The 12,551-nt window shown below is 54.6% G+C and carries 8 protein-coding genes and 4 pseudogenes; 5 read left to right on the top strand and 7 right to left on the bottom strand.

Annotated elements, in window-relative coordinates:
- Positions 1-254: 254 nt before the first annotated feature.
- The gene (locus EH209_RS18885) at positions 255-695 is read left to right on the top strand and encodes a response regulator (protein WP_126664390.1); all 441 of its coding nucleotides are present in this window, start codon (positions 255-257) and stop codon (positions 693-695) included.
- 326 nt (positions 696-1,021) lie between these two features.
- Here EH209_RS18885 and EH209_RS18880 read toward each other — a convergent pair whose 3' ends face one another.
- The gene (locus EH209_RS18880) at positions 1,022-1,330 is read right to left on the bottom strand and encodes a hypothetical protein (RefSeq protein WP_249038849.1); all 309 of its coding nucleotides are present in this window, start codon (positions 1,328-1,330) and stop codon (positions 1,022-1,024) included.
- Between the two features lie 603 nt (positions 1,331-1,933).
- Between EH209_RS18880 and EH209_RS18875 the strand changes: the two genes are divergently transcribed.
- Together EH209_RS18875 and EH209_RS18870 are read left to right on the top strand one after the other, a co-directional pair.
- The gene (locus EH209_RS18875; RefSeq protein ID WP_126664388.1) at positions 1,934-2,725 is read left to right on the top strand and encodes a sulfite exporter TauE/SafE family protein; all 792 of its coding nucleotides are present in this window, start codon (positions 1,934-1,936) and stop codon (positions 2,723-2,725) included.
- A 9-nt stretch (positions 2,726-2,734) separates the two neighbouring features.
- A complete protein-coding gene (locus EH209_RS18870) occupies positions 2,735-5,170 on the top strand; it encodes a heavy metal translocating P-type ATPase (RefSeq protein WP_126664387.1) in 2,436 nt (811 codons plus the stop codon).
- Between the two features lie 606 nt (positions 5,171-5,776).
- Here EH209_RS18870 and EH209_RS18865 read toward each other — a convergent pair.
- Together EH209_RS18865 and EH209_RS18860 are read right to left on the bottom strand one after the other, a co-directional pair.
- Entirely contained in the window at positions 5,777-6,946 is a 1,170-nt protein-coding gene (locus EH209_RS18865; protein WP_126664386.1) for an ISH3 family transposase, read from the bottom strand.
- 281 nt (positions 6,947-7,227) lie between these two features.
- Positions 7,228-7,710, bottom strand: coding sequence for an Lrp/AsnC family transcriptional regulator (locus EH209_RS18860; protein WP_126664385.1), 483 nt, complete (start codon positions 7,708-7,710; stop codon positions 7,228-7,230).
- A 156-nt stretch (positions 7,711-7,866) separates the two neighbouring features.
- Here EH209_RS18860 and EH209_RS18855 point away from each other — a divergent pair, with 156 nt between their 5' ends.
- A complete protein-coding gene (locus EH209_RS18855) occupies positions 7,867-8,775 on the top strand; it encodes a DMT family transporter (RefSeq protein WP_126664384.1) in 909 nt (302 codons plus the stop codon).
- Positions 8,776-8,800: 25 nt separating this feature from the next.
- Here EH209_RS18855 and EH209_RS18850 read toward each other — a convergent pair.
- From EH209_RS18850 to EH209_RS25290, 3 pseudogenes are all read right to left on the bottom strand, one after another.
- Positions 8,801-8,908 (bottom strand): annotated as a pseudogene (locus EH209_RS18850) (IS6 family transposase); the annotation flags it as partial.
- Positions 8,909-8,916: 8 nt separating this feature from the next.
- Positions 8,917-9,368, bottom strand: a pseudogene (locus EH209_RS25295) (IS6 family transposase); the annotation flags it as partial.
- A 152-nt stretch (positions 9,369-9,520) separates the two neighbouring features.
- Positions 9,521-9,748: pseudogene (locus EH209_RS25290) on the bottom strand (hypothetical protein); the annotation flags it as partial.
- A 260-nt stretch (positions 9,749-10,008) separates the two neighbouring features.
- Between EH209_RS25290 and EH209_RS18835 the strand changes: the two are divergent.
- A pseudogene (locus tag EH209_RS18835) lies at positions 10,009-11,441 on the top strand (sugar porter family MFS transporter).
- Positions 11,442-11,661: 220 nt separating this feature from the next.
- Here the strand turns inward: EH209_RS18835 and EH209_RS18830 are convergent.
- A complete protein-coding gene (locus EH209_RS18830) occupies positions 11,662-12,150 on the bottom strand; it encodes a universal stress protein (RefSeq protein ID WP_126664383.1) in 489 nt (162 codons plus the stop codon).
- Positions 12,151-12,551: the final 401 nt, after the last annotated feature.

Raw genomic sequence — 12,551 nt, 5'->3', positions numbered from 1 at the left:
ACTGTCAGCCCTGGTGACCAGCGAATCACTGAACTCGAGTAAGAACAAGGGACTGTCCATCTTACTTGTTTCAGAGGGTATCAGAGAACAATTCGGATGATGTTCTTTTCACCTACTCTGGATCGAACTATCCGTTCACTACACGTGCTTACTGATCAAGAGTCCTCAGCAATAGCTGATGCTCGAGCCTTGAAAGTCCGCTTAATAGGCATCTCACCGAATTTCTTATACCTATTCACCCGGAGTATCAGACTATGGGAAGTGGCTCATCAGGGGCGGTGATACTGTTGGTAGAAGACAACCCCGGCGATATTCGTCTCATCGAAGAAGCCTTCTCAGACGGCAACATCGGAAATACACTCACCACCGTCACTGATGGCCAAGCAGCACTCGACTTTATTTATCAACGCGGCGAGTACGAAGACGCTTCCCAACCAGACATTGTACTGCTTGACCTGAACCTGCCAAAAGTAGACGGTGAGGACGTTCTACACGAGATCAAACATCACCCAGAACTAGATCAGGTGCCAGTGATTGTCCTGACTGGGATGAAGGAAGACTTGATTGAATCCCGGGATCTCGATCATGATGCAGACGAAGATGCAGTGCTCGAAAAACCGGTTGATCCCGGCGAGTTCGTTGAGCTAATTCGGTCGTTCGAGCAGTTTCGGTTAGCAGTTATGCGAGTGGACTGATGAGAACAGCTTCTGTGGTAAGTCCTTGGCCTGTACTTCCCGTTTGTCGGGTAGTCACAGAGAGGGTATGGGAACTTTCTTTGACACCCTGTATTCCAGCGTATCACTGAACTCGAGTTCATGCGTGAACTCGACAACAGTAGGGACTGTCAATTGCGAGCGCTGTTTCGGTGGGACTGTCCATCTTGCGTGTTCTAGGTCGACTGTCCACCGGTCGCCAGCAGCAGCGGCCGCGGTGCGGTGCTGGGCGTTCGCCGCGATCCTGTCCGTTCGGGCATCGGTCGCCAACCCGTTCGTTCACCTTTTCGAATGTCTGCGGCCGATCCTCACGTTCCTCCTCGGCTCTGATCCACTGGATAGCTGCTGATTTCCCCGTCCGATTGTCGTGAGAACGCGCTGATCGACTTGGGATCTTCGATAGCGTCGGGATCGACCGGGACTACGTCCACCCCGAGCCCGGCCTCGACGAGAGCCAGATCGATATCACCCTCCCTGACGTCGTCCGGATCCTCGAGTTCCGGGTGCGTGTCGGCTATCATCATCGCTGCAATCGTCTCGCGAAACTCTCGATCCACCGCCGAGAGTACGCCGCGACGACACGCGAGATCTTCGACCGCCTCGTCGAACCAGACCACCGCGCCTGGAACTCTCACCTCTCACATCAGATATCGTGTCTTCTCGTCGATCTCGTCAGGGTATCGCACCCGTGCGACCTTGTTCTGAACGACGGTCTCGAGAGCGGGCTCGAGAATCTCGTCGACATCCTCGAGCGCCTGATCGATCCACTCTTGATCGCTCTACACTCTTGAGAACGACGGCCCCGTCAAAATCGAGGCGGTCGAGGTTGTTGCTGACACGACGAGCGATCATTTGCAACACCTTCGAGTACACGTCGTTCAACTCATCCCACCAGTTTTTCAGATTAGATAGTATATTCTGCATCGTCGTGTACGATAGGTACTCGTCGGTGTTTCGGATTCGTATAGATCGAGATTGTGTAGACAGGTATCGATGTGCTGTTCTGACTCGGCTTGGAGGTCGCGTTAGGTGCGATGCGATACCTGTAGTGATGCAACCATCAAACGGCACTGGTTTGTGCCAGCAGTGAGCGGCGAAATCACAGTTACCATTGCCGGTTGTTTCGACCAAACTGAAGAGGAGAACGGTGAGTTCGAGACGGAATCCATTACTATCTGGAACAGCTACTTCGACTAGTATCACTCGCTACTCACATAGATATGAACCTATTCACATTCCTTGGCGTCGACGTGCTGTTGTTTCTCGTAATCGGTGTCCTCGCCGGTGCCCACTGTATCGGAATGTGTGGTCCGCTCGTCACCGTTTATGCGAGTCAAATGAAGAGCAGCACATCAGATAGCGGTCGGGAGAATCATCTTACAACCTACGAGGTGCGCCAGCATGCACTGTTCAACATCGGACGAGCGGCGAGTTATACGCTTCTCGGGGCGGTGTTCGGTGCACTCGGCAGTACGTTGTTTGTGACGACTGCATCGCTTTCATCTGTCGTCGAGTTCGTCCGTGGCGGAATCGGTCTCATTATCGGTGGCCTCGTCATGGTCGTCGGGGTATATTACTTACTGGGACGAACAACTGGTGGTATTCACTTACCAGGCCTCGAGCGAATATCTGGCTGGCTTGCGGCACGTGTTGATCGTCTTGCGAACGGCCCTGGTATCGTCGGACTTGGTGCAGTTCACGGCCTGTTACCGTGCCCGATCCTCTACCCAGCGTTTCTGTATGCGTTTGCAATCGGCTCACCTGTCGGTGGGGCAGTAGCTCTTGGCGCACTTGGACTCGGTACAATTCCTACTGTCTTCGCGTATGGAACCATCATTGACGCCGTCGGCGTGGTTCATCGGCAACGAGTGCATAGATTGCTTGGGGTTGCGTTCGTCGTCCTCGGCTACATCCTGCTCACACATGGATTGATGAGTCTAGGGATTCATCTACCGCATCCTAGATTACCGTTCTATGACGGAATCGAAGCGGCAAGTGGTCACACTAGCTAGTAAGATACAATGAGCAATAATAACACAACTAAAACTGGTTGTACGCTCTGTGAGCTTCCCGTAGAAGGAAGTGATATCGTCGACGATGGGAACCCGTTTTGTTGTATCGGTTGTCGCGATGTCTACAATGCGCTCGGCGACGTCGACGATATCGAGGCGGAAGACGTCCGCCGTGCTCGAGACAAATCAGAGGCTAATCGGGAGATTCCACCGGATCACGAAGCAACGTTTCTGGAAGTTGATGGAATGCACTGTGCAACCTGTGAGGCCTTCATCGAATCGGCTGCAACTGCAGTTGAGGGTGTCAGTGACGCGAACTCGAGCTATGTGACGGACACGGTTCGGATCGATCACGATCCAGATCGTGTCTCAAAGGCTGATCTTCAGGAGACGATCAGTGGTCTCGGTTACAGCGCTTACTCACGTGATGATGCGTTTAGCCGCCGGAGAGCGAACAATTGGGAGATGGGGCGAGTTGCGGTCGGTGTTCTCATGGGGATGTCCGTGATGCTGCAGTATCTTGTCATCATCTATCCAACGTATTTCGGCGGACTGTTTTACGGTGAGCGGGTCACGGAGTTCTTCGAAGCCACACTCGCGGGTCCCCTTGCGACGCCTTTCTACGTTGTCATCGCGGCGCTCACGACAATCATCCTGGCAGTGACTGGAAAGCCAATCCTCCAGGGCGCGTACGTCAGTATTCGGATGCGGTCTCCAAATATGGATCTACTCGTCGCGATCGCAGCTGTGAGTGCCTACCTCTACAGTACACTTTCGATCGCACTGGGGGGCAAGCACATCTACTACGACGTGACTGTTGCTATCATTGTCATCGTCACGGTCGGCAACTATTATGAATCGTCGATCAAGCAACAGGCGACCGACCGTCTCTCCGATTTGACGGCTATTCAGGTCGATGAGGCCCGCCGCGTTGGCGGAAACGGTGAATATGAAAATATCGCAGTCGATGACCTCGAGGTTGATGATCACGTACTAGTACGGTCTGGAGAGCGAATCCCCATTGATGGTGTGGTAGTTGATGGCGACGCAGCCGTCGACGAAGCAGTTGTCACTGGTGAGTCTCTTCCTGTACGGAAGCGTATCAGGGATACCGTAGTTGGCGGCTCGATGGTGACTAATGGTGCGGTGACCATCCGTGTTGGAGAAGATGCTACGAACAGCCTTGATCGGATTGCTGAACTTGTCTGGGACCTCCAGAGCGGCTCTCACGGTATTCAGAAGCTCGCAGACAAATTAGCGACGATCTTCGTGCCGGTTGTTCTCGTCCTCGCAGTTATCGTCACCGGCGTGTATCTCCTGCTCGGTAATGGGGCCTCAGCCCTTCTCGTCGGTCTCACAGTACTGATCGTTTCCTGTCCATGTGCGCTCGGACTGGCGACACCGCTCGCAGTCGCTGCGGGGATCCGCGACGCGTTGGAACGCTCGATTGTCATCTTTGACGATACCGTGTTTGAGCGAATCAGTGATGCGGACACCATTGTCTTCGACAAGACAGGTACATTGACGACGGGCGAGATGACTGTCACCGACACCAATTTAGAGGCAGCCCTACTTGAGAAGGCGGCGCTCCTTGAGGAGCGGTCATCACATCCGGTCGGGCGAGCAATTGCCGCCGAACGGCCGGTGCCTGACGGTAGTACAGCTGAATCCGCCTCAGACGCCAGTTCGATAGATGATCGCGTCGAATCCTTTGATAGTCATCGAACCGGTGTTACGGGTATCGTAGACGGAGACGAAATCATCGTCGGCCATCCAGATCTGTTCCGTGACCAGGGGTGGGAGGTCCCTGCGGTAGTCGCCGAGCGTATTGACGGCAGCCGCGAAACGGGTCGGGTTCCAGTCGCTGTCGGACGCGACGGAACCACCGAGGGCGTTGTCGTCGTTGGTGACGAACTACGAGCGAACTGGGACGAGACGTTGACCGCGATTTCGGATACCGAACGGGAGGTCATTGTCCTTACCGGAGACGATGCTCGAGCGGCGGAGAGCTTTCGTGAGCATCGTGCTGTTGACGAAGTGTTTGCGGGTGTCCCCCCTGAAGGAAAAGCAGCGACTGTCGAACAATTCAACGAGACTGGGCGAACAGTGATGATCGGTGATGGTACCAATGATGCGCCGGCGTTAGCCGCAGCTGACCTCGGTATCGCGCTCGGTGGCGGTACTGCGATGGCCGCTGATGCTGCGGACGTCGCTCTCGTCGACGACGATCTCTCGTCTGTCGAAACTATCTTTGATCTCGCCCAGGCGACAAACCGACGCGTGAAAGGAAATATTGGGTGGGCGTTTTGCTACAACGCAATTGCAATCCCGCTGGCTGTGCTAGGCCTTCTAAATCCGCTTTTCGCCGCACTTGCGATGGGTGCAAGTAGCTTACTGGTCGTTACGAATTCAACCCGAGCATTGCTGCCAGAGGACGCTCACTGAGACGACTGCAAGTTCGGAGGGGAACACTGATGCGCTGGCGAATTATCGACGCCGAACGCGAGCAGATCGAACTCGAGACATCATCGCAGGAACCGCCGAGAAGGCGATTATTGGGGTGTTCATCCGATTTCCCGGGGCTGATACGAAGCTCCACAGACCCGTCCGCCCTGTCGAAGGAAACGTCAGTGAGCGTCGCTTCGTTACATTTCTTCGATCCTACCCAGATCGTTCCTTCAACCGTCGCTTCGTCGGCTTCCTCGGGAAACGAGATCACGGGATCAGCCCTTGGATCGAAATCGGTATCGGTGATCTCGAATTCGAGTTCCGACACTGGATCGGGCAGTGATGTGGAGTCGGAACTGGTAGCCGCTAGTTGGTCGAGACACCCAGCTAAACCGACTGACGGGAAGATTGCTAGACTCAGTACCTCACAAAGCATCCTCGGCTAACTGTTTCTGAGGCCTGAGTTCTGTGTCGAAGCGGTTACACTGACGATCTTGACGAGAGAATCATGGACGAATCGACGGAAAGGCGTCGCTGTCGGCGGCGGTCAGCCGCCGACGCGACAGGGTTGTCACTCACACCGCAGGCTAGCCCGATCGAGAGTTACCGTGTAAACCGGTTGTCTGGTGGTCGGTTCGCGGGGACGGCCCGACGCACCGCGAGGGCCGTCCACGCAGCCCGCCGAATCATATTGATGAACTCCTTGTACGGCCACCGCCAGAGGCGACGCCCGCCTCGGCGGGGCGTCGCCACAAACTCGTAGTGGAGATACCGCCAAACGTTCCCCAACAGCAGACTCACCACTACGTACAGGAACCGAACCGTCGCATCTTGCGTTGTTGTCGTCGCTATCGCTTGCTCGGACAAGCGATAGCTCGACTCGATACCGAAGCGTTTCGAGTAGTGGTATCGAGCTTCGCGTGGGGTCTCGATGAACGGCGCGTCAGCGGCGTAGCCGTGACGCGCCACACCGTTTTCGTCGTATCGGCCGTTCAGGTACGTACAGTCGATGTAGACGGGAAACTCGACGGTCCAGCTGTGACCGTCGAGTTTCCCTGTCAGATCGTGTTCGATCACGCGACTCCACCCTTCCGAGAGTTCCTGCTGAATCGTCTCACCCCACCGAATGATCGGGACGACGTAGGCGTAGTTGTGCGCTTGTAGCAGCGTGAGACACTTGCTGTCGTAGAATCCGCGATCGGGGTAAACGGCCTTGACCCCGGCGTCAAGGCCATCGAGAACACCAAGGAACTCGACGAGGACACTGCTGGCGGTGTCGCCGTCTTCGAGACGGCGCACCGCTAGCGTGTAGCGCTTGTTCTTCACACGTGCGTAGAGCGTCGCGTACGCGTGGAACGTAGTGGTCCCACGCTTGGCCTCCGAGTGGTAGAGGTGGTTTGTCTCATGTTCGTTACCGTAGTAGGGCCGCAGGTGGAGGTCTGCGCAGACCTCCACCTGCTTGGGGAGCAGTTCGACGACATCCTTCCGAAGGAGTGTGTTAGCGACTCGTTCGAGCCGTTCCGGCTCGAACTTCGTCCGGAGGTGGTAGAGAATCGTGTTCGCCGGTGGCGAGTCTTCACTGGAGTTGTACAGCGTGGAAATCGAGGTCCCGTCGGCGGCCGCGCCGACGAGGACCTCGTGAATGTCCTCTGTGTCGATATCTGCGTTGTTGGCAAGGTCAAGAGAAACTTCCTCGTCAAGCCGGTTGACGAGGAAGTCAAGGAGTTGGTTCTCGTGGATTTCACTGTCTGCTTGCTGCTGTTTGTTAGTCACATTCGCAGCAAGCAGACGTTCTAACTAACCGGCTTTGTGAGGTACTGAGACTAAGTTTGCAGCTAGCTATTCTGATTAATCCCTCTCTCGAGGGCGCTGCTAACTGAATTACGCACCGGCAAGAAGAGCGGCTGAACCTCCTTAACAGCAACTACAACGTTCCGCTGCTCCTAGTAGAGCGGACGCTCTTGTCACCGCTATAACTTCCGTATTCATCCCGGGTAAAGTTCCGGGATATTCTTTTACATTTCTCCTAGTGAGGGAACGCCCAGCTGAGTAGATTACTCCGTAAATTCTTTAAGAAGAGTTTCTTCGCTGTAATGTTGGAGCGGGTAATGACTGTCGAGTTCACGTTCGATCACAAACGTGGAGTCAGTTCGAGCAACCTCGTCAAGTTCTTCGAAGTCAGAAATGAGCCGCCCAACGCTATCACTGTCAGAGAGCCGAGCTAATGCAATGAAATCGGTATCCCCCATTGTGAAGAAGACCTTTGTAACCCCTTCAATGTCAGCGATAACCTGGCCACACTCCGTGTGAGATTGATCATCTTTCGTGAATACATGTACAAGTATTGTCACACCTAATCCGAATTTATCAAGATCAAGATCCAGTCGATCGTTTGTGATCACTCCGGCGTCTCGAAGATTGTTAAGTCTATAATGAATTGTCGACAGCGGAATTCCTGTTGATTCTCTAATCTTCTCGGTGCTCGTCGTCTCGAGTTCCTCCAGTGATTTCAAGATCCGAATGTCTTTCTCATCCATAGCGTGTGAATGACCTAAAACTCGTAGTAACTTCAAACTTTGTCGACTTTATCGCATCTATATCGAAGCTGCTTCAGAATAACCGAAAATCGCGTGGAGGACTGCCGTATTCGCTCTATTATTAGCAATCCAGCGGGTTATACTAATCAACGTAATATGAGAGCGACAACCCAACAACGATTCCACATTCCTGCAGGTCTCACCATCATTGGACTGGGTTTTCTATGGGGGGCCGGTTTCCCAGCAATCGAGATTATAGTCACCCAACTACCGCCACTTAGTGCGGCAGGCATCCGTTACGCTATCTCCGGCTGCCTCGTCCTTGGATACGCACGAATGGCGACAGATCGAGTGCTTCCACAAACTAACCGCGAACTCTTGAACATCATTATTGTTGGGGGATTCATGTTTGGTGGCTATCAAGCAGGATTATACCTCGGCACTCAGCATATTTCGGGTGCAGTTGCGTCTGTCGTTACTACAATGTCACCAGTCATAGCAGCCCTCGTTGCAGTCCCGATCCTCGGTGAGTCTCGAGACCTTCTTGACGTTATCGGGTTCTGCCTTGGTCTGAGTGGTGTCTTGGTTCTCTCGCAACCGTCAATTGACACTACATTGCTTTCATCGACGGTACTCGGGGTTGGACTGGTTTTTCTCGGAACAACACTGTTCGCAGTTGGCTCTGTTCTACTCCAGTTGTTCGATGAAGAACTGCCAGCGGAAGCCCTCCAAGGATGGGCGATGCTTATTGGAGCGACACTACTGTTTTCTGGCGGGATCCTTCGCGGTGAATCGCTCCCAAACGCTCAGTCCCTTTCTCCGACTGCAGTTGTTTCGTTAATATACATTACATTAATTGCTGGTGCTGGTGGCTACCTCCTGTACTTCCGGTTAGTGCGTCAAGTTGGAGCGACAGAAACGACACTCGTGGCGTATCTGGAACCAGTTGCAGCAACAGTCGTATCGGTCTTGGTTCTCAATCAGACGATTAATATGACGACAGTTATTGGATTCCTCGCTGTCGCAGCAGGGTTTACACTCGTCAGTCGGACCATGATGCACTGATCGACCGGCAATTTAACCATAGACTCTGTAGATCGGCTTTCTGCACCCAATTATGGATCGTCGATCTTGTCCGTTTGACACCGGATTTCTCTAAGACTGACACAGTATGCGAAAGTGACAACATCGACAGATAGGCACTGTCTAGTTCTGCACCTCCTCGACTGGCACGTTTCCGTCGAGAGCTTGATGCGGTCTTTGGTGGTTGTAGTAATGCACGAACTGTTCAAGCCACTCTCGGCCGCTCGCCCGACTGCCCACCCACGAATTAGGGAAGCGGTCGGTTCTCATTTTGAGCGTGTGAAACCACTGTTCGATGCGGTTTCGGTCGGTATAGTTAACCCGACCGCTCAGTCCGACTCGGGAGAGGGCAGCCGATAGCCAAATTGATCGACGAGAAACTCAGTCTCGGAGAGATCGTGTTTCTCGCGGAGTTTCTGCAGAAACGCCGCCGCCGGATCAGTTCTATGTCGACGAAACAGCGCGACGTCGAGAATCAGTTTTGTCTCGATGTCTATTGCAGCGTACAACCAAGACCACTCGCCGTTAATCTTGACAGTAGTTTCATCGACAGCGACCCGCGACGGCGACGCCGTCCGCAGAACGCTCCGCGTTCTGCTGTCGAGGCGAATCTTCGATTCGCCGACCATTGGAGCGCTTTGCGCTCCAAGAGGCCGCACGAGAGCTTCGCTCTCGTGGACGTCGGCGGGTCGTGTTCGCTGTCAGCCAGCCGATGTACCCCGTTCTAAACCGCTCCGTGAGAGCGTTCAACGCCTAATTCAGCGAGAATCGCTGTTGTCTCCCGCAACCAACTCAATATTACGACCTGCTCACTTCTCAAACTGGCTCAACTAGACAGTGCCGCAAGATGGAGTTGAATACCGAGCACGATCAGTTGACGCGGTGTCCGCTCTCGCTCTACAAAACTCAAATCGATCCAGTCGCGATACCCGCTGAGGTGGGCGATTTTTGGCAAGGATACCACAAAATCGTGCCGCCTCACTTTTCACGCGTAACGAAACAGCGCCTGCGACTCACTGCGAAGAGAGAGTGCACGGCGCGAAGCGTTCGCGAACAACCGTCAACGGTGAAACGCGAGCAAGTGCGAAGGTGACCCGGGGTGTGGACCGCCGATATCTATCTACAGACACCGTGCACCTCGAGATAACTATCGCATCCTCCTTCGGAGCAAAAATCATTAACTCTAATCTGGATAAATAGTTATAGCACTCATCCATGCCGACATCACACACAGATACTGCCGACGGACAGAACACGTTTATTTACGTAGTCGCGGCGTTAGCCGCACTGAACGGATTACTATTCGGCTTCGAACCGGGGTTATCTCCGGTGCAATGCTCTACATTCGGGATGCGTTCGAACTCACCACAGTGTTCGGCTATACGATGAATCCGTCCTACGTCGAAGGGGTGGTCGTCAGTGGGGGAATGGTCGGCGCAATCATCGGCGCAGCACTCGGCGGTCGTCTCGCCGACCGGCTCGGCCGACGCCGACTCATCCTCGTCAGCACAGTCGTCTTCTTCGTCGGCTCGCTCATCATGGCGATCGCACCGACCGTCGAAATACTAATTGTCGGCCGCATCCTTGACGGGGTCGGGATCGGCTTCGCGTCGGTAGTCGGTCCACTCTATATCTCCGAAATCTCGCCCCCGAAGATACGGGGATCGCTGGTCTCGCTGAACCAGTTAACCATTAGAAGCGGTATCCTCATCGCGTATCTGGTGAATCTCGCGTTCGCCGGCGGTGGTGAATGGCGCTGGATGCTCGGTCTCGGAATGGTCCCTGCAGCCGTCCTATTCGTCGGGATGCTCTTCATGCCGGAAAGTCCGCGCTGGCTCTACGAACAGGGCCGTGAGACGGATGCCCGCGAGGTCCTGTCCCGAACCCGCGTCGAAAGCCAGGTCGGTACCGAACTCAGCGAAATCAAAGAAACGGTCCAGGTCGAGTCCAGTTCGTTTCGTGATCTGTTCCAGCCGTGGGTCCGCCCGATGCTGATCGTCGGCGTCGGACTGGCGGTATTCCAGCAAGTGACCGGCATCAACACGGTCATCTACTACGCTTCGACGATCCTCGAGTCCACTAGCTTCGAAGACACCGCTTCGATTCTCGTGACTGCCGGAATCGGCGTTGTCAACGTCGTGATGACCATTGTTGCCGTCCTCCTCATTGACCGGGTTGGACGCCGACCGCTGTTGCTGAGCGGACTCAGCGGAATGACCTTGATGCTCGCCATCCTCGGCTTCGCGTTCTTCCTACCCGGCCTCTCGGGCATCATCGGCTGGGTCGCGACCGGGAGCCTGATGCTGTACGTCGCGTTCTTCGCAATCGGACTCGGACCGGCGTTCTGGCTGCTGATCTCCGAGATCTATCCGATGCAGGTCCGCGGAACCGCGATGGGGACCGTTACGGTCCTCAACTGGGCTGCGAACCTGATCGTGTCGCTGACGTTCCTCCGTCTAGTCGACGTCTTCGACCAGACGGGCACATTCTGGCTCTACGGCGGGCTCTGTTTCATCGCACTGGTCTTCTGTTACCAGCTTGTCCCCGAAACGAAGGGCCGATCGCTCGAGGAGATCGAATCCAATCTGCGCGAGACGACCATCGGCAAGAAAGCCGAGCGCTCTAGCACCGTGAAATCGGACGACTAACCGGGTCGATCTCGAAACGGCGTCAGCACCAGCGTTTCTGGGCGATGTGCACTCGTGCGGTCGTGACCTGTCACTGGCTAATCGATTTGTTCGGGACGTACCGAGCATCCTCTGTCTCTGCCTCTGCTGATCGGAAACTCAGTCGGATAACAGCGATGAATACGGTTTCGGAGCCGTGATACCTGGTCCGCAATACGGGCGCGTCAGGAGAATCGCGATCTCACTTTCGATCGCGGACGAACGTGACCGGACAGGGCGCGTTCAGCATGACTTTCTGTGCCGTGCTCCCGAAGAGTGCCTTTCCGGCGGGAGAGCGTTGCCGGCCGCCGATGATCACGCGATCAGCGTCGACCTCCTTGGCGATCTCGACAACCCCGTCTCCCTTTCTGCCGGTTGTCGCGCGAGCCTCGTAGTCGATCGAATCAGCTTTCAGGCGGCCAGTAATCTCCTCGGTAGTGCTCATCTGAGCAGCTAGTTCGTCAGGTTCGATGTGTTCGTCCTCCGTATTCGCTACCTGCTTGACCGTTTCTTTGTAGGAATCCGTATCGAAAACGTGGACGATGATTACCGTGGTGTTACTGGAGGCTACTTCTTTGACGACATCCACGAGTGCGTCGACACGGGAGTCATCACGCCCGCCAACGCCGAGCAGAATTGTTCGCAGTTCGGGTTCGCGTGACGGCTCTCTAGAGTATGATCCTTCGTTCATGCTTAGTGGAAAATAGTTGCCGAGCGGTAAGTAAATTTCTATAGATTAACTATAGTTATAGTTATGATTTCGTCACCGCAACAGCCAGCGCTGGCGAACTCGAGTCGACCGCATCGGACCTGCTTGAGCACAGTTTACCGTGATCGCAGATCTCACCTGGTACTATGTGGGCTGACCGCGTCCGAGAACGCAGTACGTGATTTTTTGTAATTCACTTTTCAGCGTTTGGGCAGCCGGTATCTTCTCCTACCAATACAGTACGAGCGGGATGAGCTCGATACGACGAAGAAGCACATCGTAGCAATTCTGCTGTACACAGCATCGTTATCTTTGGCCGTGAGTCGTGATTTGCCCGGTCTGGCCATAGAGCATTCTGATGATGGGCTCGTCTTCCCACCGGA

This window comes from Haloterrigena salifodinae (assembly GCF_003977755.1).
GTDB lineage: Archaea > Halobacteriota > Halobacteria > Halobacteriales > Natrialbaceae > Haloterrigena > Haloterrigena salifodinae.
This window is presented reverse-complemented; position numbering and strand designations above follow the sequence as displayed.

What these genes read in the sequence shown, in the direction of transcription:
- EH209_RS18885 (WP_126664390.1), top strand. Translation starts at nt 255, where the DNA reads ATGGGAAGTGGCTCATCAGGGGCGGTGATACTGTTGGTAGAAGACAAC.
- EH209_RS18875 (WP_126664388.1), top strand. Translation starts at nt 1,934, where the DNA reads ATGAACCTATTCACATTCCTTGGCGTCGACGTGCTGTTGTTTCTCGTA.
- EH209_RS18870 (WP_126664387.1), top strand. Translation starts at nt 2,735, where the DNA reads ATGAGCAATAATAACACAACTAAAACTGGTTGTACGCTCTGTGAGCTT.
- EH209_RS18860 (WP_126664385.1), bottom strand. Translation starts at nt 7,710, where the DNA reads ATGGATGAGAAAGACATTCGGATCTTGAAATCACTGGAGGAACTCGAG.
- EH209_RS18855 (WP_126664384.1), top strand. Translation starts at nt 7,867, where the DNA reads ATGAGAGCGACAACCCAACAACGATTCCACATTCCTGCAGGTCTCACC.
- EH209_RS18830 (WP_126664383.1), bottom strand. Translation starts at nt 12,150, where the DNA reads ATGAACGAAGGATCATACTCTAGAGAGCCGTCACGCGAACCCGAACTG.